Genomic DNA, 23,555 nt, shown 5'->3' with positions numbered 1-23,555 from the left:
TTTTATTTTTTATTCCTCTATATCGTCAAAAGAAATGCGGCCGCTGATGTCTTTCAGGCTGGTTAGCCTTTGCACGGTGTATGGGATGGTGTCTAGCCCCGTGGCAAACTTTAGCACATAGTTGTAAATGCCAATAATAGCCCCTGGCATCACGGCTACATGGGCTGTGCCATTGATGGTAACCAATAGCGACAATACAATAACCACCAGCACCATCAGCTCCATAAACCCAAAGTTCCATGCTTCGTTGTCCGATATTTTTACTTGCCATTTGCGTAGGCTGGCATAGTGTGCAGCTATGGCACTTAGGTTGTGTGTGCTAATAATTTCTACTTGCTTTTCCAGCTCGTCGTTTTTTTCAAGCGTAAGTCGTTGCATACGCTTGCCGTAAAAATAGCTGGCAATCATTACTGGTACAAGTATAACTAAGCAAATCAACACTACTTTTTTATTGTAAAAAAACAGCATGGCCAATGATCCTAAAAGGTTGTAGGCGGCCTCTGCCACATAGTTCAGGTCAAATTCTAGGAAATCTACAAATTCCCGGGCAAGCGTGCTATGGGCACTTAGTTTAGACACTTCTTCCTTGCCATATTTTTTGGCCAATAGCCCCTTAACTAAGGTGGTATAAATGGCGGTATAAGTGCGTGTGTCGTAGCTGTGGCGGATAGTGCCAGCCACCAGCCATACAAAATGCGAGGCTGCCAGGTAAACAAGCCCCCGGTAGTTACCCGCAATAAGGCCATCTACCGCTTTGCCCAAGAAATATGGCCGCAGAAGCAAGCCCACCATCTCTATGGTAAACAAAGTATAGGTAAGCAGCAACTGGTATTTGTGCTGCGCTATAATATGTTTGAGTACATGAAAACGGGACTTGGACATGGTGAGTTGTACGTTTTACGTTTGCGATTTTTTTGCCACAAAGGCACGAAAGCACAAAGAGGCACGAAGGAGTTAAGTAAAAAGGGTCGAACAATTGCACGATTTCTCTTTGCCCCCTTGCCTATTGCCTCGCTGCCTCCAACATTCTTCCTTGAACAAGCCCCTTGCAATTAGCAGATCCGCAAGTGCATTGGAAGGGTTCCATGGTGCTGTCAAGGAAAGTACTGTAATCCAACGTAAGCTCTTCCCCTTTTGCAATATCCCTTGTGGCATATGCATTCAGCCCTTCATAGGCCGTGTTGGCATTGCAACTATGGTTTTGTGGCGCCCATTCAGATGGGTTATCGCTCCACAATACATATACATCACCACCTATTGGGTAGGCATACTGCCCAAAGACCTTTTTTTCGGCCTCGCTCCAATGCTTGTCAACAAAACTTTTAGTAACAATACGCTGTGCTTTTCCTTCCCCCTCAAAAACCAAGCCCTTTGCAGCAATGGCTTGCGTGGCAAAAATGCCATAGCCTGCAATGGCATTGCCTTTCACGGCAAATTTTTGCTGCTTCCTTTGGTGGCGTGCCATGCCCTCGGCAATAATATGCTGCAAAAAACGCTGCTGCCCATATCCATCGTGCTGCAAGATATAATCTGCCGAGCCTTCGTAGCCATTGGTATAAAAGACCGAGCAGGTAAAATTAATTTCTAGGAAATATAGCTTGCCTGCTGCATCCATCCTAAAATCGAGCCGGGCATAGCCCACGCCATTAAACCCTTTGAATATGGCAGTTGCCGCATCCCTTAATGATTGTTCTACCTCTATATCATTGCAAGGGATATTTGCATTTGGGTGCAAGACACTTGTTTTTAAGGAATAGGTTTTAAAACTATCACCTTCCGGGAAAATATATTCCACGGGTTTAAAGGTAGTGCAGGTTTTGCCATCGGCATTGGCGGCAATCATAACGGTAAATTCCCTGCCTGCTATGTATTCTTCTACTAATAATTCGTCATATTCCTGTAGCAGCAATGCTACCTTGGCTTGCAACTGCTGCTTGTCATTTACCAATGAAAACGTGTCAATACCAAGGCTATCGCCAGCTTTTGCTGGTTTTACAAATAAGGGGAAGTGAAGGGATGGTAAGACCTCACCCCAACCCTCTCCAAGGGGAGTGGGAGCAGGAAAAGGAAGGGGCAAAACCGAAGGAGAGAGGCAAGAATGCAGCCCATTTTCTATTTGTTCAACATCAGTAACTAATAAATAAGCTGGCGTTGCTACACCTGCACAATAAGCCACATATTTCATCAATTCCTTAGGCGGGTCGTAAAGCAAAGTGGTTGGCCCGGTAAATGGCAGGTTGAGCAATTCCAGTGTATAAATGACATCAATAGAGGGAACTTCCCATTCCAAGTAGCCTTCGCATAGGTTCACGAAAATATCGTAGCCCTTTTGCTGCAAGGCTTTCAGTTGTTTGTAAGTGGTGAGCTTGTTTAAAAAAACGGTATCCACCACATCGCCCGGCAGCAAAACGGACAAATCCCGTGGTGGGTCGTAATGCTGGTAATCCACGTTGCTGGTGGAATAGTCGGGGAGGAGGACGCAGACATGCATTAATTAGGAATTAGGAATTAAGAATTAGGAATTGTCTGAACCATGATTTATGGGATTAGGGGGATTAAAGGGAATTTATGTAGTACCCCTAATCATTCTAATCATTTAAATCATCCGTATAAATCATGGTTCAGACGATATTTCTACCACGCAAAATTGCTTGTTATTGTTATTCAGTATCCTTGCTACCAACTCTGTAAAGCTAACGTTTGCAAATTTCAAGATAGCACCAATGCTGGTATAGTCCTCGTCTTTGCTGATGCCGCACTGTGCATTTACCTCCAGCACATATAGCTTGTCAGTTGCCTTGTCCTGCCTTATGTCTATGCGGGCATAGCCTGTGCCTTTCACAGCAACAAAAGCATCCCATGCTATTTGCTGTATTGCTGGTTCCAAATGGCTGTCTGGCAAAGCATACTCATAAAAATAATCGTTGTTGGGCATTGCTGTTTCTTCCTCATATATCTCCCAAAGGCGGTCGAACGACAAGAATTTTTCCACTTCGGGCAGGCTATGGTGGAACACCCTTTTCACCGAGGGATAAATAATAGCTTCTTCCTTATACAAATGATTGCCTACCAAAAAAACAGTAAACTCGTCCCCGTTTATAAACGATTCTGCCACTATGCCGCCGCTGGTTAGCTGCCAGCCACGGTAGCCTTCAAACATCCTGTGTAGCTGCATGGCAAATGCTTCTTGGCTTGCCACTACGTTATTAACCCCCACCCCCATGCTGCCACCTGCCACGGCAGGTTTCACCATAATGGGGCTGCCCAAATCTTCAAAAATAGTGTCATGGTTTTCGTTTGCTGTGTAAATGGCTTTCCACTTTGGCGTTGCTACTTTAGCAGTGTCAAAAGCCTTTTTCATCGCTATTTTAGAAGTAGTAATATCATAAAACGTAGCATCGGCACCTGTATAAACTAAGCCTTTTTTGTTTAAGTAATTGATTACGGAAATACCCGGCGTTCCGTTTACCTCATCCCCGTCGCAGAGGTTTAGCACAATGGGAAAAACATTGCCTGCTTTTTGATCACCCACAATGGTATCAATCACCGATGTATAATTTTCTGTGGTTACTTCTTGCCATTGCCAATCAATGCCCAGTTCTGCAAACACGGCCGTGTATTCGGCTATGCTTTGCGTGAAATCGTAGTAGTAATCTATATGGGCATCGCCCGTTTGCAAGTAAGGGGCAAGGACGAAGGCTTTTAAGTTATAAGTCGTGAGTCGTAAGTCATAAGTCATAAGTGGCATTTGCTTTTACTTCCTTTCCTGCAACTGTTTCTTTATAAAATCGGTAAATCGGTACTTGGCAGTAATTTCATTGCTAAGAAACGAAGCTCCTTGAATTAGACCCAAGCACGATGGCGTACCGCAATTGCATACAAAAGGGGTTTCCATTTCCCACTCAGAGGAAGGGTAGAAAAAACGCAATTCATCACCCTGCTCAATTGGTTTTATGCAAACCAACTGCATGGCTGTGGTGTCGAAAAAAACATTTGGCTCGCAACTGTGGTTGATGTATTGCAAAAACACGGGTTCCAGTATGATGTGCTTGCCAATGCCCGTTTGCACCGTAAGGTAGCTTGGCTGCTGCACCACTTTTGCCGCACGAAAAGAAATGATGTCTTCGTTTGCCGCAAAAGCCTTTTTTGTAAACAACGATTGTTGGTTGGTGACTGTGTCTAACACTATTTCAGCAAACCCGTGGGTGCTGACAACCTTGTACTTTTTTTCTAATGTAAGCATACGTTAATATGAGGGATTGAAAGTATATTGGTTTAACTAGATAAGCAGCAGGATGGCAAACGTTATGATAATTTTATAAAAAAGTGTTTAACCACAAAGGGCACAAGGAATAAGAAACACAAGGTACACAAGGAGTAAAATGTATCGAAGAGGAACAAAAGATTTGCACTTTTGTAACGTATTACCTAAATATTGAGTATTTTACCTACTGTACCTTGTGAAAACACTTATGCGCTTTGTTGTTAGACTCTTTTTATTTTGCATAATCAACCATATAAAAATAACTGCTATCAAACACAAGTGTAAGCTCCTTTTTATTGGCTAGCTTGTTTTCGGCTACATTAAATCTAAAATCTTTTTTTGCTAAAGCAAAGCTATAAGCAGGCTTTGCTTGTATTTCCTGCTCGGCAGGAATATATATTTTAGATGTGTCTATTTGATAGAGCCAGGCAATACCTTCCTTAAAGCCAACCCTGAACAATGGCAGCCCACGGAACTGCCGTGGGAAATTGGTTAGTATGATGGTGTCTTTATTGCCTTTCTCGCTTGCGAAATGGGCATAAAAAGTTTTTGAAATGCTGCCCGCCACGCCATAGTCTCGCGCATTGGTATAGGTGAAATAGCTATTGTAAAGCAATAGACCAACTAAGTACACCGATAGTTTTAATGGTGATAGTGCCATTTTTAGCAAACTGTAAACCATCAACATACAAAGGAAAACAGAAGGGAGGTACAAAAAACGCTCCGATTCACGGGAGTGGGTGCTGATGCCCAGCGTAATAACAGGCAATAGTGCACAACAAAAGGAAATAAACAAAATTCCCAATAAGCTATCAAAAGATTTAAGCAAATATATTTTCCGGCAAACAACAAATAAAACAATTATTGCCAAAGCTAGGCAACCCATGAAAACGGGTGCAGAAATGCTTGGCGGCACAAAACTCCGGGTAAAAAGGCAAAGTCCGTTGTAGGTAAGTTTTTTAATATTGCATACAAACAATTGGTCATCGCCATAACTGCCGCCTAATTCCCCTAATATTATTTTCCTCAAAACGAGGTTAGCAAAAAATGAAGCAAAGTAAATGGCGGAATAAACCCATTCTTTTTTCCATTGGGTGGTTTTATTATTTACACTAGCCCACGACAATAAAAAAACAAAAAGGGGTGCAGCCCAGATAGCTTCATAGGTAAACAACCCTATTTGAAAACAGAGAAGTGATAGGATAAAGTACAAAAGACCCTCTCTCCGCTTTATATATGTAACGGCAGAGAGCAAAAAGAACACGGTGGCCAAGGATGCGCCAGAACCTAGCAGCCATAATACTGACTCGGAATGAAAAGCATATACCGAAAACAAAGCTGCGGAAAACAGGCTAGCAAGCACTATACGCTTGTATACAAGGTTGCTGTATTGGCTAAACAAAGCGAAGGCGAATGGGTATATCAATAAAGAGCAAGCAGCATGGATGCCCCACTGAATCAAGTGATATCCTAGGGCATTTATGCCCCACCATTTATATTCTACGCATAGCAGCAAGTCGTGCACTGGGCGGAAGGAATGGTGCTGGAACATAACCCCTTGGCTGCTCAATGGCAAGTGCACCATGTCGTCATTGAGGAAATAAAGGGCAAAGGGGTTGTAAATGAACAACGCAATACATACAAATGAAAAAAAGAATACTGCCTTTACCCCATAATATTTGCGCATAATGTTTTAATTTATTATTTAGCCACAAAGACACGAGGGCTCAAAGCAGCACGAAGGAAAATGAAAAAAAGAATTCTTTTCTTCATTTTATTTTTTTTGCTTCTTCCCTTAAAACTTTGTGCCCCTTTGCGTTTTCGTGCCTTCGTGGCAAATTGCTTAACATTCGGCTAAACAGTAATTTTCTTTGCACTCAACCTCAAACTTATGTATACTGTTATTATTGCGATTAGCATACCCCCCGCCACGTCCCTTGGGAAATGCTGTGCAAGATATATGCGGGAATAGCCCACCAGCAAAGCATACACAAACCCAACTGGCAGCACCCATTTTTGCCTGATGCACAGGCAAGCTATAAAAAAAACAGTAAATGCAGTGGTGGTATGCCCAGAAGGGAAGCTGAAAAACTGATGTAAATCTACCCCCTGTACCACATGCACCAGTTGCAGGTTGGCAATGGCCTTGGTAGGTCGTGGCTGCACAGGCAACAGGTTTTTGATGCCTTGCGCCAAAATGGTGGAAACAACAAAGCTATACACCAACAGCAGCAAGTATTGTTTGCGCCACTTTAGCATCAACAGCAATGCAGTAACCCAAGGGATGGTCTCGCCAAGCTGGGTTACCCATTTAAAAAAGAAGTCTGCGGCCTTGCCTCCATCGCCATTTAAGTATAGGAACAATGGCTGGTTGCCAATAATAAAAGACAATACCAATATTATTACAGCTAGAGTGGCTGTAATAATAGCTGCTATTTTAAAATTGGTTAAATACAGTTGCTGCATGGATAGATGGCAATATAATGTACAATTTATAAGGGTGCAAAAAAGTTTTTCGCAGGTTTCAAAATCTTTATAGGGTTCCGAACCCTGTAAAGGTTAGCAGGTACACCACCCAAGTAAAAAGCTTTTATGCACCCCACCAAATTACCTTGTCTTGTATAATGTTTATTTATCACCCATACTCCGTTGTTTCACGGTAATACTATACGGTTATTTCACGGTATTTTACAAGAAACAAATGCTTATTCAATTGATTTTCAACAAGTTAAATTTGTATATATCTATTCATTGCAAATATTTTTTTCTTCAAAGCAATGAATAAATGTATATTTATTTGCACTAATTGTTTAACAAATAACGCTTAAAAACCAAATTGTATGTCAGATTTGAAATTTGTAATTAACGTAGCAGAACTAAAAGCCTTTTTGGAAGAAGTAGGGGGCGACCAAAGTTTTGCAATGGAAATTGGGTTTAATTCAAGCACAGGGGTAATTGTGCCAACATTGCATGGCTACATCGTGGATGCAGAGGCCCAACCAGAAAAAACTGCCGCAGCCCAAACTATGCTAGGCAAAACTATTTCAGCATGCCCTTGGCCTCCAGGTTGTAGTTAATGTAGTTACTTTGTACAATTAAAAACAACAAGGTTTTGAATTTTCTCGATTACCTCGACTCCATTGCCCCCTTCTCCGTTTTGGTTTACCTTATCTTTAGGAAATCCAAAATGGAAGGGGCTTTTTTATGGTTTATTTTCTTTATTGTGGCATTGCTTTTTTTTAATGTTACTGCAAACTTGCTGGTGAAAGTGCAGTTCTATTTTAAAAAAGAAAGGAACAACTTAATTGTTTACCACATAGCATGTATTGCCTATTTCCTGTTGCTATTAAAATTTTTTTCTTTTTTGCTCAGGTCGGTGTATTCGAGGATAGTTGATGGGCTTTTTATTGTACTATTTTTTATTGCTGTTGCATTCGATTTTAGCAACTGGATTAAAACGCCCACATTCAACAGCGATACATTTGGGCTGGCATCGCTTTGGGTTATTATCAAATGCTTGTCTTACTACGCACAGAAACTTATAGGGCCTGCCTATGAGGACATATTGAAAAACAGGATGTTCTGGATAATATCTGGCTTGTTTTTGTATTTTTCAGTGTCATTTTTCATTTTTATTTCCTATAGTTTGTTAAGCAATAGCTATAATCCAAATTATAATGCGCCTATTTCTTATTTATGGTATTTGCAAAATATAATTCTTGCCTTATCTTGTAGCTTTTTCATTAAGGCTATAAGATGCAAACCATAAGTCAGGACATAAAAATAGTATTTGCGGGTACCGCACTGCTGCTGTGCATATTTGGCTTTGTTTTTTTCTTTGTTATTGCCTACAACAGGCGCTACAGGAAATACGAGGCAGAAAAAGCCGACATTTTAAAAAGGTTTGCCATGGAAAAATTGCAGGCACAACTAGAAATAAGGGAACAAACCTTGAAAAATATAAGCGGCGAGATACACGACAATATAGGGCAGATACTAAGCCTTGCCGGCTTGCAGCTAAGCACCATACCTACAACCGAAAAAGAAAGGCTAGACCAAGGCATTGATTTGATAGACAAAGCGATTGAAGATTTAAGGGACATCAGCAAAAGCCTAGACCCAGACAGGGTGCAGGCCGTAGGTATTATAGAATCTATTGGCCATGAACTAAATCTTTTGGAAAAAACAGGGAAATACACAACTGAATTTAGCGCAGAGGCAGATTTTATTTATCTGTCGGCAGACAAAACCATTATCCTTTACCGGATAGTACAGGAAACACTGAACAATATTATTAAACATGCACAGGCAAACCATATTAACATTACTGTAACTGGATCAGAGCAAGAGAATATATTGGCCATACATGACAATGGTTGTGGTTTTGAGTTGAGCACAGATAGTAAAAAAGGCCTCGGATTGAAAAACATAACCAATCGTGCGGCAATGATTGGCGGCAAAGCCGCTATAACAAGCATATTGAACAAAGGCACATCCATTGTGCTAAACATACCAAGGCAATAACCAAAAAAATAAAAAACATGTACAGCGTAGTTTTAGTAGATGACCATTCATTGCTTAGAAGTGGGCTAGCCACTTTGATAAATACTTATGATGATTACAAAGTGATGTTTGAAGCAGATCATGGCAAAGATTTTATACAGCTACTGATGCACCAGAAAAAGCTGCCAGACTTGGTTTTACTAGATATAACCATGCCTGTGATGGATGGTTTTTTAACTGCCCGGTGGATTAAAGAAAACCACCCCGAGATTAAAATACTTGCACTTAGCATGATGGACGATGAAACCACCATTATTAAAATGCTAAGGAGCGGTGCCACCGGATATATATTAAAGAATACAAAAGGGAAAGAGCTGCTTGCAGCCTTGGACTCAATAATGGCAAAAGGGGTGTATTACAACGAGCAGGTAACCAATAATGTTTTTAAATATGCGCTACGAAGCAATGAGGGCGAAGAAACGTTGCCCAGCCTCACTATTAAAGAAACAGAATTTTTGATATTGGCCTGCAGCGAAAAAACATACAAGCAAATAGCCGAGGAAATGCACATAAGCATCAGGACTATTGAAGACTACCGAGGTTCGGTATGTGCAAAGCTCGGTATTAAAACCAGGGTAGAACTTGCTTTGTATGCAATAAAACAGGGGTATGTGAAATGGTGAGTGGGCTTATTCCCTATTGGCGCAAGCCGCAAGCACTTCATAAAATTCCTCGCCATATTTTCTTATTATGGGTTCTTTTAGAAAAACATACACAGGTATTTTCAATTTTTGGCCAAAGGTGCAGGCGGCTGCACATAAATCTTGCCTAGGTTCGTAATTTATATATTCCATGTCAGGATCCAACGTGCTTTTGCTAACCCTTATAGGGAAAAGGTGGCAGCTCAATGGCTTTTTCCAGCCAATTTTTCCTTCATTGTATGCTTTTTCAAAACTGCATTGTATCACGCCCGTTTTGTCTTTAAAGCCGTAAGCGCACAGGGCATTGTTTATGGTGGGGGTTACCCAGCCAAATTCATTGTCGTATGTATAGTTGCCTTGGTTTTTTATTGCTTTCAACCCTTTTGGTGTTAGGTATGGCTTCACTATTTCCAGGGCGTTGTCCACCTCTGCTTTTTCCCAGTCTTCCAGTGGGGCACCAGCATCGCCGTCTTCGCAGCAGCCGCCCTTGCAACTGTGCAGGTCGCACACAAATTGCTCTTCCAGCACTTCGTCGCTTATTAATTTATTGTCAATTACTATCATAAAATTATACCCCAATACCCTAAACGGGGCTATTTCCATTTAAAACTATTAATAATATGCTTCATATCTAGCAATAAATAATCATCTACAATGCCTAATGAATCGGCATTGGGCGTGGCATCAAAATACAATGCCCCCCGCAAGAAATTTTTTACCGAGTCTGTTACAAAAAACTGGTTGGCTGTAGCTACATTGCCGCCTACCTTAAACAACATGCCATGCACATTATTGGGTGTATTAATCAAAGAGTCGTCAATAGAACTTGCCTTGCTGGTATGCTTGTTGGTGAGTGTAAAAGCATCGTTGATCAGCTTGTCCAATTTCCTTTTTTCACTAATTTGTATATAGCTTACATAAATGCGGCTATTGAACTGCGGGAAGTTGATATTTATCCACCAAGGGTTCTCGGTTGTGCCGCCAAAAAAAGTAGTGTCTTTTACAATGCTGGCATACACTGGGTATTCAAATGTGTAAGGGTAGCCCGGCTGGTCAAATACCTGGTATTCTTTTTTTGGTAAATCTATTGCAAAATAGCCTTTGGGTTTAGGTACAAAATTACTGTTGCACGATAAACAAGCAATGAATGCTAATGTAAAATACCAATTCCTTTTTATTTGTTTGTTTATCCCTGTACCTTCCATTGTCCTTGTATCGTTCACGCAATCCTTCATTTCCTTTACTCGCTTTGTGGCTTGATGGTTACTTTTATTTTTATAAGGCGGTTTTTTTCTACTTGCAAAATTGTAAACTCAAAATCGCCACTGCTGATAACTTGCTGGGTATTGGGTATTGCTCCTGTAATTTCCAAAACCAGCCCAGCAAGCGAGTCGCTTTCGCCTTTTACATCATCAAAAGTATCGGCATTTAGCGACATTGCCTTGCAAACATCGTTTAGCATTGTTTTGCCATCAAAAATATAGTTGTTGTCGTCTATTTTTTCATAATTGGTTTCTTCCTCGTCAAACTCATCTTTTATTTCGCCTATTACTTCTTCTAGGATGTCTTCCATGGTTACAATGCCGCTTGTACCGCCAAACTCATCCACCACTATGGCAAAATGGATATGCTTGTTTTGAAATTCTTTTAGCAAGTCTTCTATCAGCCTTTGCTCATGCACAAAAAATGCAACACGAAGCAATTGGTGCCAGTTGAAATCGTCGCCTTTTTCTAAATGCGGTATCAAATCTTTGGTGTGCACCATGCCTATTACCTTGTCTAAGTCTTCCTCATACACAGGCAGGCGGCTATAGTGAAAGTCGCCTAGCTGGCTAATAAGGCTTGTGAAGCTGGTAGTAGAGTCTATGCCATCCACATCAATCCTAGTTTTCATCACCTGTTTCACGGTAATGTTGCCAAACTTAATGATGCCTTTTAGTATGTTTTTTTCTTCTATCGATGCGCTATTATCGGTAGTAAGGTCTATTGCATGGTCTAGTTCTTCCAAGCTATAGCTACTTTTTCGGCTTAGTTTTTTTTCTATAACATCGCTGTATTTCACCAGCCAAATACTAGATCTTTTGCATACTAGGAATACAAATTCTATGATGGGACCTGCATCTTTGGCAAAACGGATATTGTTTTGTGCGGCCAGTACCTTGGGCATTACTTCGCAAAAAAGTAGCAGCACCGCCGTTACAATTATTATTTTCAGTAAAAATTCAAGCCACAAAGCATTTATTTTTTCTAGGCTAAACAAATCGCCCAGTAAAATATTAGAGATAATAATAATGGCAATATTGATAAAGCTATTGGCAATCAATAGGCAGCCTAGCAGTACTTTGGGCTCTTCTGTCAGGTTGATAATGCGTTTGTAGGCGGGCTGCTGCTTGGTTTTAAGCAGGTTAATGTCTTTATGGGTAAGTGAAAAATAAGCTACCTCGGCACCGCTGATAACAAATGAAAAGAACAATAAGCAGCATAGGACAATCATTAACACGGTAGTGCCTTGCGTGTTGATAGCTGCTAGGCTATGCACCTGCAAAAACAATAGATGTGTAAAGCCCGAGTGGTATTCCAAGGTTGTTGGTTTAAGTGAACAATTGCATTTCGATGCCTTACAAAATTATCCGTTATGTGATAAAAATAAACAATCAATATTTATTTTTTCACCACGAAGACACAAAGGCTCAAAGTGGCATAAAGGAAATAAAGAAGAAGTAAAGAAAAAAGTATCTACTTTATGTTATATAAATACCTTTTAAACTTCTTCTTCTTTGTGCTTATATGTGGTGAAATTATATTTGAGTAGTGGAATGTAATTAAAACGGGAACCCTTCCTCGACATCGTTTACAGGGGGCAGCGCATCGCCATTAAAATTGCCAAACCCCTCAGGTTGTTGGAAACTACTCCCCTCGCCTTTTTTGTCAAGCATCACTAGGTTGTCACCCACAATTTCGGTGGCAAACTTACGGTTGCCATCTTTGTCTTGCCAGCTCCGGGTGCGCAGCTTGCCTTCTATATATACAAGGCTGCCCTTGTGCAGGTATTTGCTGGCAAGCTCTGCTAATCCACGCCACAAAACTACGGTGTGCCACTCGGTCTGTGCTATCAGCTTGCCCGTTTTGTCTTTGTACGATTCTGTAGTGGCCAATGGAAACTTTGCTACGCCAATATTGCCTTCTAAATATTGCATATCTGGGTCTTTCCCTAAATTTCCAATCAGCATTACTTTATTAATCCCGCGCATATAAAACGATTTTAGGTTAGCCTGCCCATATTTATCTATTTACCTGCCTAAAAATAGTTTTTTTTAAATAAAGAAATGAAATATCGGCAAAAAATATAGTTTTTGAGTGTTTATAACACTGATTAGATGATTTTTTATTGCACACTACTTATTTTTCCACAAAGGCACGAAAGCTTGAAATAGCACCATAATAAGGGGTGCATAAAAGTTTTTAGCTTTTTTATTCAAAAATCAACCTAGCCCAACCTCAACCCTCACAAAAGACGGGGACAAGTTACCCAAAGGAAAAGGTAAAAGGAACACCGCAAGGAGACAATGTTTGCATTTTTTTAATAATATTAATATTTCCTAGTGTTATATTAAAATAGTTTCAGTTTTGCCATGTTTGTGGGATTTTTACGCTGTTTCTTTTTTTGAAAAATCTTAACCACCCTTGTAAGTCATTGATTATCAACAAAAAACATCAAATTTTTGTGCGTAATTCGTGCTTATTTTGTGCTTATTTTTTGAGTGATTTATGCGTATTTTATGCTTATTTTTCAGTGATTTGTGCGCATTTTACAGCCATAAATACAAGATCAAATTTTGAGATTACAACTATCTTAATATTAGTAAAAAAAGAGCTACGATTAGAATGCCAAGACGCTAGTTTTGTAAATTGTTTGTATCACGTGCATTTCTAACACAAAGATAAAGTTTTTATAGATTGGGGGGGGGGGTATCAGGACAAAGCGAAAAAGTTTTATTCACCCCCCTTTATAGGCTGTTCAGCATAGGCTCACATATCTTCGTTCCCTTTCCCATGGGTTTCAACCCTTTGTTTTCACGGTGCTAAAACCCCATGGAGTATCTGAGAACTGGACGTAAATGCCCCCTTATTCTGAACAACCTAGCAACAAGAGTATAAGGAAAAATGAGTATATGCTGTTAATTGTTTCACCTCCTTTAAAACTTTGTGCCTCTTTGTGTTTTTGTGCCTTTGTGGCAACATAAGCCCTATGCACAAAATTTTTTTCTCCCCGTTTCCAACCTTTTAGCCAACTTGTACTCTTTTATATAGCAACAACATTATTTGGAAACAACGCAACACTCGCTTACGGTAATTATTATGCAAGCCCAAAAGGGAGACAGTGCTGCCATGCAGGCATTGTACCAGCAATATAGCAAGGCGATGTTCAGCACCTGCACAAGGATGATGGGTACAAAGGAGGATGCGGAAGATGTGTTGCAAGAGGCGTTCATTATGACTTTTAAAAACCTGCACCAGTTGAAAGAAGCCGCACAGTTTGGCGGGTGGCTAAAAAGGATAGTGGTTAACGAGTGCATCAGGCATTGCAAAAAGAAGATAGCCACAAGCGGATGGGAGGAATATGGTGAGCAACATGAACAACCAATGGACGATAGCATTCATTGGTGGGAGCAAGTAGGCATGGAACAGATACATACCCAGATAAAAACCTTGCCCGATGGCTGCCGGCAAATATTTACGCTGTATGCAGTAGAAAATTACAGCCATAGGGACATTGCAGAAAGCCTTGGCGTGTCGGAAAGCACAAGCAAAAGCCAATACCACAGGGCAAAACAATTGCTTCGGGAAAGGATTTTATTAGTCGTAAGTGGTAAGTCGTAAGTCATCCGTGGTCAGTAGGGGTAGCCGCAAAGCTACCATTGTACAAAATGCTTAATAATAAAAGTATAAAGTTTGCTAAAATCATTTAATCAGTGGTGTATGGACGAGTTTAAAAAATATATCCAGCAAAAAGCCTCGGAAATGGACGTGGACGAGCCAAGTGGCCGTGTTTGGGAACAAATAGCAAAGCAAACCAGCAAACCCAAGGCACGTGTTTTCAGCATGGCAGCACGCTGGGCAGTAGCAGCCTGTGTTATATTCCTAGCAGGAATTGGCTTTTTGTTATTGCAAGGCGGGAAGGAAACGCCTATTGCCAAAATTGCTAGACCCGTAAAAAAAGAGATAAAAGCAATCACTGCTCCCCGTATAGACAGCCCCACTATTGCTACTATAGTGCCGCAGAAAGAAAAAGCTATTGAGGCAATTGCAACAACTAGGAAACTGCTACCCTCAAGCCATAATAATAATAAAGCGAAGCTAAAGCCGCAAACAAAGGCTGCCGACAATACAGGCCTAGCGGAGCTTGAAAATATAGAAAGCAGCTTTACGCAGTTCATCAACCTGCAAAAAGCTAGGGTAAATACCATGCCCCTGAATGCAGAAAGCCCTGCCTTTTTTGTAGAATTTAGCCAGCAAATGCATAGGATGGAAAAAGACGAAGTCACCGTGAAAAAAGAAATTAAAAAACACGGCATCAACAATGAACTATTAGGCCAACTAATTAATGTTTACCAGCAAAAGCTAAACGTGTTGAAGCAATTGCAAAACGAAATGCAAAAAACAAACAACCGCTACAAGCAAGGCCGTAGCCCTGTGGATCCATCTAAAATTTATTTTTTAAACATTTAACAAGCATATACAATGAAAACAAGTAACAGTAAAACAATAGCAACGGGCATTTTAGCGATAGCTTTATTATCAACAGGCATAATAGCTCCACGGGTAATTGCTCAGCCAATGCCTGTACCACCCCCACTGCCAGCCCTTGCCCCCTTGGCTCCTACAGAACCAGTAGAAATGAGGAACAATTTGAAAGACGACGACCCCAACCTGAAAAGCAAAGAAGTAAGCGTGGAAGTAAAAGCTGGTCGTGGGGGCGATGTATATATAGACAATACCAGCCGCACGCTGGAAATAAAAACTTGGGACCAACCGAAGGTAAAAGTAGTAACGACTATTTTTTATGAAGGGGACGCAAGCAAGCTAACCGACGAGGAATGGTTTGAAAAATTAAACTTAAGCGTAAAAACCCTTGGCAGTTCCGTGCGCATCAGGTCTGGCACTGTAAGCAGTGGTGGTTCTTACGAAGTATTGGGCAATACTTATAGCTGGAGTAGCGGCATGGGGGGGGCAAGCAGTGTAGCCATTTTTAATGGCGATGGCGAAACCATCCGCACAAAGGGCAATACCAAGCGGCTGGTTACCATTTACCTCCCCAAAGACAACAAAGTAGATCTGGAAAGCAAATATTCAGACATTACCGTAACAGATAACCTGAATAAGCTTTCTGCCGACATTACCAATGGCAATATGGAGATGCAGGATGTAAACACTTTTACGTTGCGTTCTAAATATGCCAACGTTACTACAGGCAACATGCAAACCGCTGAAATTGATTTTATCAATGGCCGCTTTAGCACAAAAGATATTGAAGACTTGGATATTGATACCAAGTACAGCACCGTGGAAATAGGCTCGGTAAAAAAAATAAACATGATTAGCACCAATGATGAATACGAGATAGAAGAAGCAGGTAGCCTGCAAGGCCGCAAAAGCTATGGTAATATACGTATAAACAAGCTAAACAAGCGCATAGAAATGGATGGTACCAATGCAGACGTAAAAATCCGCAATATTGCACCCGGTGTAGAAGTGATAAAATTTGACAACAAATATGCCGACATGCGGCTTCCTTTGCGTAGCGTGAAAAGCTATACTGTAAACTACAATGGGCCATATAGCACCATTTATGCAAGTTTTGACAAGAAGCCATTTACAGGCAAAGAACAGAAAAGTACTGTTAAGGATGGGCTTGCCGATCAAATACGGGCTATAAACCTATCTGTAGAACGCTCGGCTAGCAGTGACAACTGCAATTGCAACGATAAGTTCACCGCCATCGTAGGCGATGGCAAGGGTGCAGCCATAGACATTAAATGCCAAAATTGCACGGTTGATTTTAAATAGTTGACAGTTAACGGTCGACCGTCAACTGTCAACAGGTCTTGCGAGTAAGGGTTGAGAGGGATTTAACTCAAATAGATAGCTGCAAGGGAAATTTATCATAAAATCTCTTGCTTTTTGTCAAGCTTTGGCTCCCCCTCGCCTTCGGAGAGGGGGTTGGGGGGGGTGAGGTTTACATGCGGCTATTAACGGGATTTTGAAATGCATCCAAGAAGGGTGCATTTCAAATTCTCGTTTTTTGTTGTTTTATATTTAGCAGAAACAGGTTGTTTTTAAAAGAAAGTCCCTTGGGGTTTGCGGTTAAACAAGCATCCTATATGGGGGAATTTTGGGCTACTCATGGGGGCATATTTCCCCCATATAGGATTTTTATTTTGGCCTATATAGCTATTCATATCAATTTTACAATAAAACAGGAACTAGGGTATCTTTACCTTGCCTCCCGTATCGGATATTAGTTGGCTTAGGAAAATGATAATCCACCATCAAAATCTTATCAGTTTCTTATCAATAAATTATTATTCCATTATCAATAAACTATCATTTTACTATCAATAAACTATCATAAAATTTACTTAAATTATAATAAAAAATGAGGCCAAAAAAAACATAAACAACTGAATATCAATTAATTACAAACAAAAAAATGGACTCTATAAAAAATAAATCACGGAAAAAGAAGAAAAAAATTCATTTCAAATCTTCACTTAGTTCTTCAATTTCCTTTGCCTGTTAGGGTTTGTGGGGCTATTAGCAGCAACCTATCAACTCCTTAAAACCTTATTGATTTCCTCTTGGAGTGAAAGCTTTTTGCGGTAGTGCTAAAAAAATGGTTTGTGAAAATTATTTCAATAAAATCCTTTATAGGCAAAAGGGATTTAATCAGGAGAATCATCCTAATCATTTAATCAGTGGTCTAAAATCAATTGGTAAATTATTCCTGCCAATAGCTACATTTGTGCATTGCTTTGCCTATTTCTATAGTCCGGAAAAATAAATGATGCCATGTTACAAAAGAATAAGGCCACCCTTACTAATTATGACGAAGCAAAACAACTGGAATGGCTGGAAACCAATGGCCTTGGCGGTTGGGCTAGTTCTAGTATTATAGGCTGCAACACACGCCGCTACCATGGGTTGCTGGTTGCTGCCACCAAGCCGCCAACTGGGCGGATGGTGATGGTGTCTAAAATAGACGAGAAAATTATTTACAACGGCCAAGTAGCCGAGCTGGGCACCAACAATTTTGGCGATGCAATAAACCCAGCAGGATACCATTTCCTTGCCCAATTTACAAAAGATTTATTTCCAGAGTGGGTATATGAGGTAAATGGCATTACCCTGAAAAAAACCATTGCCATGGTGCATGGCGAAAACACTACACTTATTGTTTATACTGCCGTGAAAGCCGCTAAAGCATTCACGCTGCAACTGCAACCATTTATTGCTGCGAGGGATTATCACCAACTGCAAAACAACGAAAGCGGGCTTTGGTGGGATGTTGACTTTGAAAATGGCATTTTTAAAAACCAACCTTTTGCACATTCACCTTTTGTTTACATATCCGTGCCAGGCAGCACTTACGAGCATGAACCCAATTGGTTCAACCATTTTAACTATGACGAGGAAAAAGGCCGTGGGCTAGACTATAAAGAAGATTTGCTAAACCATGGCACTATTTCAGTAACCCTGAAAAAGGGGCAGTCAATAGGCATAATTGTATCTACCGAAAACCCAGCAGGAAAAGACGCCTTTGCATTGCTGGAAAAAGAAACAGCACTCCGAAAAGCCCTGCTGCACAAACAACCAGAAAATGAAACGATAAAACAACTGCTACTAGCGGCAGACCAGTTTATTGTTCAGCGGGGCGACAATTTAAAAACAGTAATTGCGGGTTACCATTGGTTTACCGATTGGGGCAGGGATACCATGATTTCGCTTCCTGGCTTGTGTTTGTGTACCGGTAGGTTTGACGATGCAAAAAAAATTATTGCTGCTTTTGCAAACTCGGTAAGCGAAGGCATGTTGCCCAACCGTTTTCAAGACCATGACGAACCGCCACAGTACAACAACGTGGATGGTACACTTTGGTTTTTTATTGCTGTATATAAATATTTAGCAGCCACAAAAGACACTGCTTTTGTTTTTGAAGAAATATTACCTATGTTGGCTGATATAATGGATTGGCACTTTAAAGGCACGCGCTACCAGATACATGCTACAGCAGACGGCCTTTTGTATGCAGGTGAGCAAGGGCAGCAGCTAACATGGATGGATGCCAAAATAGCCGATTGGGTGGTTACGCCCCGCATGGGCAAGCCAGTAGAAGTGCAGGCGTTGTGGTATAATGCACTGCGCATATACAGCGAATTGCTGCATTCGTCCCACCAAATGGAAGCAGCAGCCCACTTTGCTGCCCAGGCCACATTGGCGAAGGTGAGCTTTAAAAAATTGTTTTGGTACGCAGAAGGCAAGTATTTGTACGATGTGATAGACAAAAACAATGTGCCAGACACAAGCCTAAGACCTAATCAATTGTTTGCCATTTGCTTGCCCTTTCCATTATTAGAAGGCGAAGATGCAAAAGCTGTTTTAAAAATAGTAGAGGAAAAATTATACACGCCCATAGGGCTACGTACATTGCCCACTTCTGACTTGAGGTATGTAGGCGTTTATGCTGGCAGTGTTATTAAGCGAGACTCTTGTTACCATCAAGGAACTGCCTGGAGCTGGCTGCTAGGCGCATATATAGATGCCTTGATAAAAGTAAGGGGTACAAAAGGCAAGGCACAAGCAAAAGAAGTGGTAAAAGAATTTACCTATCACTTGGAAGAAGGCTGTATAGGCAGCGTGTCTGAGATTTTTGATGCCGACATTCCGCACCAGCCCAAAGGCTGCATTGCCCAGGCATGGGGCGTGGCTGAATGGCTTAGAGTAATGAAGGAATATAAATTGTATTAAATTGAGGAAAAAGGGGGATGCAATGATTGTGTCCTGAAGCTTTAGATAATCCCGATAATAAGAAGTATAAGAACAATAAAAATTGTTCTTCCCTTTGTGTTTTTTATTCTATGCAGCCACATAGTTTGCAAACAAAGCAAAAATAATTTACCAATAATAGCTTTTGGAGTTTTCATGGTTTATCATAATAAGGCCTAATAAGCCGTAAATATTTTTAGCAGTTTTTTTGCTTAAAATAATAAACCTGACCAAGCCTAGGCTTGGTTTTCTTTCCTCGCCTTGATTAGCAATACAGGCAGGTCGGTTAAGTTCAATACCTTTTCTGCAACATGCCCTATAAAGAAATGCTCATGGATATTGTGTCCTTTATTGCCCAAGACAACTAGGTCTGGCTTTAGGTAATTGATGGCCTCTAATATCTCGGTGTAAGGGATGCCAAATAAGATATCTTGTTTAATGGTAATTTTTTCAGGGTTCTTTGCTGCTACCCAATTCGATAATTCTTCCTCTAGTTGTTTAAACGAAGTGGAAGATATTTCCGCATTGGTATTAACAACATGTATTACCGTTAAAGATGCGTTTCGGGTAACTGCCGTGTCGTAGGCATATTCAAAAGCATACCAAGACGTACGAGAATAATCTACTGCGCAAAGGATGTGGTTTATTGGCAACATAAAATGTGTTTGTTAATTTGTTGAAAACAATAATATACCCAAAAGCTAATACCAAATGTATGGAGATATGTGCAGAAGTAGGAACGTAAACTAAAAATTAGCACTATAACTATATCTTGGTTTCATTACCTAGCTTTTTAGCTCCCATCCATCCATCAATTGCCTGAAATTGTGCGTTTTACCCTCCCGAAAAAGGCGGCAACAAAGCTACCACAGCCCCATCTTGCAAAACAGTATTGGTATTAACCAAATGCTTGTTTACGGCCAAAGCGTATTTCATCCCGGCAAGAGCAGGGTATTGCTGTTGAAGCCATTGGTTCAAACTGTGGGTATCGGGCAGGGCTTCCTGCAATGTAAGCTCAGCACCAGTAACCGGTGCAACCTGCCCAAATGCTTTAATGGTAATGCTCATGGTACTACTATTATATCAATGATTAAAGATATGAATAATCCTACTGCTAAAAGCACTTGGCTTTAAAGGTTTTTGGTGTAAACCATTTTACTTACTTTATAAATAAAACAAATCCCCCACCTAGCATTAAGCCACCTGGGGGATTTGTAATTTTGTGGCCTCGCCAAGAATCGAACTTGGATCTGGAGCTTCGGAAACTCTTATCCTATCCATTGGACTACGAGGCCATTTGCTGCAAAAGTAGAAAAAGCAATTGACAATTAATAATTGATAATTGACTTACCACTTTTAAACCTAAACCGTACAACTTACAAAGTATAATGTACTACTTACAACTTCTCCGGCCTCATCTGTGGGAACAACAGCACATCTTGGATAGATGGGCTATTGGTCATGAGCATACATAGCCTATCTATACCAATGCCGATGCCGCTTGTTGGTGGCATACCATACTCCAAAGAACGAAGGAAGTCGTTGTCTATAAACATGGCTTCATCGTCGCCACGCTCCATTAGCTGGGCTTGGTCCTCAAAGCGCTGGCGTTGGTCAATCGGGTCGTTTAGCTCGCTGTAGGCGTTAGCTATTTCCTTGCCGTTTACCATCAGTTCAAAACGCTCTACTAGGCCTTCCTTGCTGCGGTGCTTTTTGGTAAGTGGGCTCATTTCTACTGGGTAGTCTATGATGAACGTAGGCTGTATATAGGTATGCTCGCTTGTGGCACCAAAAATCTCGTCAATTAGTTTGCCCTTGCCAATATTTAGTGGCACACCTATTTCCAGTTGCTTGCACACTTCCCGCAGGCCAGCTTCGTCTTTGTCGCTCACATCAATGCCTGTGTTTTCCTTGATGGCATCCAATATGCTGATGCGTTTGAAGGGGGCTTTGAAGCTAATGGTTTTATCGCCCACCAATACTTCTGTAGTGCCGTGCAGGGCAATGGCTATCTGCTCAAACAACTGCTCGGTTATTTCCATCATCCAGAAATAATCCTTGTAGGCAGTGTACCATTCAAGCACAGTAAATTCTGGGTTGTGCGTCCTGTCCATCCCTTCGTTGCGGAAGTTGCGGCTAAACTCATATACCCAATCGAAGCCACCCACAATCAGACGTTTTAGGTATAACTCATTGGCAATACGCAGGTACAATGGTATATCCAGCGCATTGTGGTGGGTAATAAATGGCCTTGCCGCAGCACCGCCCGGTATGCTTTGCAGCACAGGGGTATCTACCTCCAATGCGCCTTGGTTATTTAGGAAAGTGCGTATAGTGTTCATCAGCGTAGTACGTTTTACAAACGTATCCCTAACGGATGGGTTAATGATTAAATCTACATAGCGCTGGCGATAGCGGAACTCTGGGTCTGTAACCTCGTCAAAGGCATTGCCCTCCTCGTCCCTTTTTACCACAGGCAAAGGTTTTAACGACTTTGCCAGTAAGGTAATGGTTTGGGTATGGATGGAGGTTTCACCTGTTTTGGTGATGAACACATAGCCTGTGGCACCAATAATATCTCCTAAATCAAGACCGTGCTTGATAAGATTATCCCAAAAAGATTTGTCTTCGCCGGGGCATATTTCATCACGCTTTACATATAACTGGATAATGCCTTTGCTGTCCTGCACTTTTATAAAAAAAACCTTGCCCTTATCGTTGATGCTCATAATGCGGCCTGCAATGCAAACTGCCGCAAAATCGTCCTTAGTTTCTTCTGTGTATGCCTCTTTTATAGGCGTGGAATAATGCGATACAGGGTATAGTGCCGCCGGGTAGGCATCAATGCCTGCAGCTTGTAGTTTAGCTAGTTTTTCCCTTCTTACTATTTCCTGTTCACTTAAATGTGTACTCATTCACCATTTTTTTGAGCGGCAAAGATATAGGGAAACACACTAAGGCAAAGGGGCAATGAGTGGGGTAAAATAGAGTGCGTTTCAAACCTTAGCTTTTTATTCCCCTTTTTTATTTATCAGCAACATGAATAATTGATGGCAATAGCCCTACAAACCCTTTTAGGCAAAGAAAATTGAAGAACTAAGCAAAGATTTGAAATGGATTTTTCTTCTTCTTTTTCCGTGATTTATTTTTTTTCTACATCCCTTTTTTGCTTCTAACTCATTGATATTCAGTTTTTTATGTTTTTTAGGTCTCATTTTTTATGATAATATAAGTAAATTTTATGATAGTTTACTGATAGGAAAATGATAGTTTTATTATAGTAGAATGATAATGTATTGATAAGAAACTGATAAGATTTTGATAGTGAATTATCATTTTCCTAAGCCAACCTTCCATTGCAGGAGGAAAGGGCAAGATGCCCTAGTTGCTCCTTTAATGTAAAATTCGTAAGCATAGCTATATAGCCCAAAATAAAAATCCTATATGGGAGAAATATGCCCCCATGAGCATCCAAAATTTCCCCCATATAGGATACTTGTTGAACCGCAAATAGCAACGCATTGACTTAGATTATTTACTGCTTCTGCCAAATAGAGAACAACAAAAAACGAAATTTTGTAATGCACCCGAGGCAATAAAACACAAAACAACAATCCTGAAAAAAGATTATTTTTGGGTTATAAAATTAAACATGGTAACAAAAGACTCCATCATCAATATACTAAAAATGCACAAGCCTGAATTATTGGAGTTGGGCGTGGAGGATATTGGGTTGTTTGGTTCCTATTTAAGGAACGAGGAATCTGCCAATAGCGATATTGATTTATTGATAACCTTTGCCCCCGATAAAGAGAACTTTGATAATTACAGGGCGGGGTATGATTTTTTAGAAGATATTTTTAACAATGAAAAGATAGAAGTGATAACTAGAAACGGTTTAAGCAAATATATTGACCCCAAAATACTAAAAGAGGTATTGTATGTATAAAGAGCCTTTTGAGTATTTAAGGCATATTGCTGACGAATAACTACCATAACTTGCTAGAAAATTTTTGTACAAAAGCAAGCATTAACGCTCTTCC

General features: G+C 40.6%; 22 protein-coding genes and 1 tRNA gene. 9 read left to right on the top strand and 14 right to left on the bottom strand.

The window, feature by feature from the left end; genetic code table 11:
• Positions 1-9: 9 nt before the first annotated feature.
• The 6 genes from ACHFIY_RS07085 to ACHFIY_RS07060 form a co-directional block, all read right to left on the bottom strand.
• Positions 10-882 carry an ABC transporter six-transmembrane domain-containing protein gene (locus ACHFIY_RS07085; protein WP_410845374.1) on the bottom strand — a complete coding sequence of 291 codons (873 nt, stop codon included), beginning with the start codon at positions 880-882 and terminating at the stop codon, positions 10-12.
• Positions 883-1,003: 121 nt separating this feature from the next.
• Positions 1,004-2,491 (bottom strand): SET domain-containing protein-lysine N-methyltransferase, encoded by a 1,488-nt coding sequence (locus ACHFIY_RS07080; RefSeq protein WP_410845373.1) that lies wholly within the window; start codon positions 2,489-2,491, stop codon positions 1,004-1,006.
• 123 nt (positions 2,492-2,614) lie between these two features.
• Positions 2,615-3,739, bottom strand: a complete 1,125-nt coding sequence (locus ACHFIY_RS07075; protein ID WP_410845372.1) for a D-alanine--D-alanine ligase family protein — start codon at positions 3,737-3,739, stop codon at positions 2,615-2,617.
• A 15-nt stretch (positions 3,740-3,754) separates the two neighbouring features.
• Positions 3,755-4,243 carry an SET domain-containing protein-lysine N-methyltransferase gene (locus ACHFIY_RS07070; RefSeq protein WP_410845371.1) on the bottom strand — a complete coding sequence of 163 codons (489 nt, stop codon included), beginning with the start codon at positions 4,241-4,243 and terminating at the stop codon, positions 3,755-3,757.
• Positions 4,244-4,496: 253 nt separating this feature from the next.
• A complete protein-coding gene (locus tag ACHFIY_RS07065) occupies positions 4,497-5,951 on the bottom strand; it encodes a hypothetical protein (protein ID WP_410845370.1) in 1,455 nt (484 codons plus the stop codon).
• A gap of 167 nt (positions 5,952-6,118) precedes the next feature.
• Positions 6,119-6,730 carry a phosphatase PAP2 family protein gene (locus ACHFIY_RS07060; protein ID WP_410845369.1) on the bottom strand — a complete coding sequence of 204 codons (612 nt, stop codon included), beginning with the start codon at positions 6,728-6,730 and terminating at the stop codon, positions 6,119-6,121.
• Between the two features lie 374 nt (positions 6,731-7,104).
• On the opposite strand from ACHFIY_RS07060, the gene ACHFIY_RS07055 reads away from it, so the two are divergent.
• The 4 genes from ACHFIY_RS07055 to ACHFIY_RS07040 are packed head-to-tail and all read left to right on the top strand — an operon-like array spanning position 7,105 to position 9,450.
• A complete protein-coding gene (locus tag ACHFIY_RS07055; protein ID WP_410845368.1) occupies positions 7,105-7,341 on the top strand; it encodes a hypothetical protein in 237 nt (78 codons plus the stop codon).
• Between the two features lie 35 nt (positions 7,342-7,376).
• On the top strand, positions 7,377-8,033 hold the full coding sequence (locus ACHFIY_RS07050; RefSeq protein ID WP_410845367.1) for a hypothetical protein: 657 nt from the start codon (positions 7,377-7,379) through the stop codon (positions 8,031-8,033).
• On the top strand, positions 8,021-8,788 hold the full coding sequence (locus ACHFIY_RS07045; RefSeq protein WP_410845366.1) for a sensor histidine kinase: 768 nt from the start codon (positions 8,021-8,023) through the stop codon (positions 8,786-8,788). Before ACHFIY_RS07050 ends, ACHFIY_RS07045 begins: the two co-directional genes overlap by 13 nt.
• A gap of 17 nt (positions 8,789-8,805) precedes the next feature.
• On the top strand, positions 8,806-9,450 hold the full coding sequence (locus ACHFIY_RS07040; RefSeq protein WP_410845365.1) for a response regulator: 645 nt from the start codon (positions 8,806-8,808) through the stop codon (positions 9,448-9,450).
• Positions 9,451-9,456: 6 nt separating this feature from the next.
• On the opposite strand, the gene ACHFIY_RS07035 is transcribed toward ACHFIY_RS07040, so the two are convergent.
• The 4 genes from ACHFIY_RS07035 to ACHFIY_RS07020 all read right to left on the bottom strand — a co-directional run bounded on the left by ACHFIY_RS07035 (position 9,457) and on the right by ACHFIY_RS07020 (position 12,719).
• Entirely contained in the window at positions 9,457-10,071 is a 615-nt protein-coding gene (locus tag ACHFIY_RS07035) for a DUF3109 family protein (RefSeq protein WP_410845364.1), read from the bottom strand.
• Complete coding sequence (gene gldD, locus ACHFIY_RS07030) at positions 10,062-10,703, bottom strand: gliding motility lipoprotein GldD (RefSeq protein WP_410845363.1); 642 nt, start codon at positions 10,701-10,703, stop codon at positions 10,062-10,064. Before gldD ends, ACHFIY_RS07035 begins: the two co-directional genes overlap by 10 nt.
• A 5-nt stretch (positions 10,704-10,708) precedes the next feature.
• Complete coding sequence (gene gldE / locus ACHFIY_RS07025) at positions 10,709-12,049, bottom strand: gliding motility-associated protein GldE (RefSeq protein ID WP_410845362.1); 1,341 nt, start codon at positions 12,047-12,049, stop codon at positions 10,709-10,711.
• 241 nt (positions 12,050-12,290) lie between these two features.
• Positions 12,291-12,719, bottom strand: coding sequence for a single-stranded DNA-binding protein (locus ACHFIY_RS07020; RefSeq protein ID WP_410845361.1), 429 nt, complete (start codon positions 12,717-12,719; stop codon positions 12,291-12,293).
• 1,072 nt (positions 12,720-13,791) lie between these two features.
• On the opposite strand from ACHFIY_RS07020, the gene ACHFIY_RS07015 reads away from it, so the two are divergent.
• The 4 genes from ACHFIY_RS07015 (at position 13,792) to ACHFIY_RS07000 (ending at position 19,494) form a co-directional block, all read left to right on the top strand.
• Positions 13,792-14,349, top strand: a complete 558-nt coding sequence (locus tag ACHFIY_RS07015; RefSeq protein WP_410845360.1) for an RNA polymerase sigma factor — start codon at positions 13,792-13,794, stop codon at positions 14,347-14,349.
• 99 nt (positions 14,350-14,448) lie between these two features.
• Complete coding sequence (locus ACHFIY_RS07010; RefSeq protein WP_410845359.1) at positions 14,449-15,198, top strand: hypothetical protein; 750 nt, start codon at positions 14,449-14,451, stop codon at positions 15,196-15,198.
• 12 nt (positions 15,199-15,210) lie between these two features.
• The gene (locus ACHFIY_RS07005) at positions 15,211-16,536 is read left to right on the top strand and encodes a hypothetical protein (RefSeq protein ID WP_410845358.1); all 1,326 of its coding nucleotides are present in this window, start codon (positions 15,211-15,213) and stop codon (positions 16,534-16,536) included.
• A gap of 1,002 nt (positions 16,537-17,538) precedes the next feature.
• A complete protein-coding gene (locus ACHFIY_RS07000) occupies positions 17,539-19,494 on the top strand; it encodes an amylo-alpha-1,6-glucosidase (RefSeq protein ID WP_410845357.1) in 1,956 nt (651 codons plus the stop codon).
• Between the two features lie 254 nt (positions 19,495-19,748).
• Here ACHFIY_RS07000 and ACHFIY_RS06995 read toward each other — a convergent pair whose 3' ends face one another.
• From ACHFIY_RS06995 to lysS, 4 genes are all read right to left on the bottom strand, one after another.
• Positions 19,749-20,168: a universal stress protein gene (locus ACHFIY_RS06995; protein WP_410845356.1), complete on the bottom strand. Its 420-nt coding sequence runs from the start codon at positions 20,166-20,168 to the stop codon at positions 19,749-19,751.
• A 178-nt stretch (positions 20,169-20,346) separates the two neighbouring features.
• Positions 20,347-20,580, bottom strand: a complete 234-nt coding sequence (locus tag ACHFIY_RS06990; RefSeq protein ID WP_410845355.1) for a MoaD/ThiS family protein — start codon at positions 20,578-20,580, stop codon at positions 20,347-20,349.
• Between the two features lie 155 nt (positions 20,581-20,735).
• Positions 20,736-20,807 (bottom strand) — tRNA-Arg (locus ACHFIY_RS06985).
• Between the two features lie 102 nt (positions 20,808-20,909).
• Positions 20,910-22,427 carry a lysine--tRNA ligase gene (gene lysS, locus ACHFIY_RS06980; protein ID WP_410845354.1) on the bottom strand — a complete coding sequence of 506 codons (1,518 nt, stop codon included), beginning with the start codon at positions 22,425-22,427 and terminating at the stop codon, positions 20,910-20,912.
• 737 nt (positions 22,428-23,164) lie between these two features.
• Here lysS and ACHFIY_RS06975 point away from each other — a divergent pair.
• On the top strand, positions 23,165-23,461 hold the full coding sequence (locus ACHFIY_RS06975; RefSeq protein ID WP_410845353.1) for a nucleotidyltransferase family protein: 297 nt from the start codon (positions 23,165-23,167) through the stop codon (positions 23,459-23,461).
• The last annotated feature ends 94 nt before the right edge of the window (positions 23,462-23,555 follow it).

Source organism: Parasediminibacterium schistidii (genome assembly GCF_046546515.1).
Lineage (GTDB): Bacteria > Bacteroidota > Bacteroidia > Chitinophagales > Chitinophagaceae > Parasediminibacterium.
The sequence above is the reverse complement of the archived record's forward strand: the minus strand, read 5'-3'. Positions and strand labels throughout refer to the sequence as shown.

Bases quoted from the DNA above. Each gene is read 5' to 3' on its own strand.
- ACHFIY_RS06990 (WP_410845355.1), bottom strand. From the start codon at position 20,580: ATGAGCATTACCATTAAAGCATTTGGGCAGGTTGCACCGGTTACTGGT.
- ACHFIY_RS07005 (WP_410845358.1), top strand. From the start codon at position 15,211: ATGAAAACAAGTAACAGTAAAACAATAGCAACGGGCATTTTAGCGATA.
- ACHFIY_RS07020 (WP_410845361.1), bottom strand. From the start codon at position 12,719: ATGCGCGGGATTAATAAAGTAATGCTGATTGGAAATTTAGGGAAAGAC.
- ACHFIY_RS07085 (WP_410845374.1), bottom strand. From the start codon at position 882: ATGTCCAAGTCCCGTTTTCATGTACTCAAACATATTATAGCGCAGCAC.
- ACHFIY_RS07040 (WP_410845365.1), top strand. From the start codon at position 8,806: ATGTACAGCGTAGTTTTAGTAGATGACCATTCATTGCTTAGAAGTGGG.
- ACHFIY_RS07055 (WP_410845368.1), top strand. From the start codon at position 7,105: ATGTCAGATTTGAAATTTGTAATTAACGTAGCAGAACTAAAAGCCTTT.
- ACHFIY_RS07080 (WP_410845373.1), bottom strand. From the start codon at position 2,491: ATGCATGTCTGCGTCCTCCTCCCCGACTATTCCACCAGCAACGTGGAT.
- ACHFIY_RS07000 (WP_410845357.1), top strand. From the start codon at position 17,539: ATGTTACAAAAGAATAAGGCCACCCTTACTAATTATGACGAAGCAAAA.
- ACHFIY_RS07065 (WP_410845370.1), bottom strand. From the start codon at position 5,951: ATGCGCAAATATTATGGGGTAAAGGCAGTATTCTTTTTTTCATTTGTA.
- ACHFIY_RS07045 (WP_410845366.1), top strand. From the start codon at position 8,021: ATGCAAACCATAAGTCAGGACATAAAAATAGTATTTGCGGGTACCGCA.
- ACHFIY_RS06975 (WP_410845353.1), top strand. From the start codon at position 23,165: ATGGTAACAAAAGACTCCATCATCAATATACTAAAAATGCACAAGCCT.
- ACHFIY_RS07060 (WP_410845369.1), bottom strand. From the start codon at position 6,730: ATGCAGCAACTGTATTTAACCAATTTTAAAATAGCAGCTATTATTACA.
- ACHFIY_RS07035 (WP_410845364.1), bottom strand. From the start codon at position 10,071: ATGGAAATAGCCCCGTTTAGGGTATTGGGGTATAATTTTATGATAGTA.
- lysS (WP_410845354.1), bottom strand. From the start codon at position 22,427: ATGAGTACACATTTAAGTGAACAGGAAATAGTAAGAAGGGAAAAACTA.
- gldD (WP_410845363.1), bottom strand. From the start codon at position 10,703: ATGAAGGATTGCGTGAACGATACAAGGACAATGGAAGGTACAGGGATA.
- ACHFIY_RS07070 (WP_410845371.1), bottom strand. From the start codon at position 4,243: ATGCTTACATTAGAAAAAAAGTACAAGGTTGTCAGCACCCACGGGTTT.
- ACHFIY_RS06995 (WP_410845356.1), bottom strand. From the start codon at position 20,168: ATGTTGCCAATAAACCACATCCTTTGCGCAGTAGATTATTCTCGTACG.
- ACHFIY_RS07010 (WP_410845359.1), top strand. From the start codon at position 14,449: ATGGACGAGTTTAAAAAATATATCCAGCAAAAAGCCTCGGAAATGGAC.
- ACHFIY_RS07075 (WP_410845372.1), bottom strand. From the start codon at position 3,739: ATGACTTATGACTTACGACTCACGACTTATAACTTAAAAGCCTTCGTC.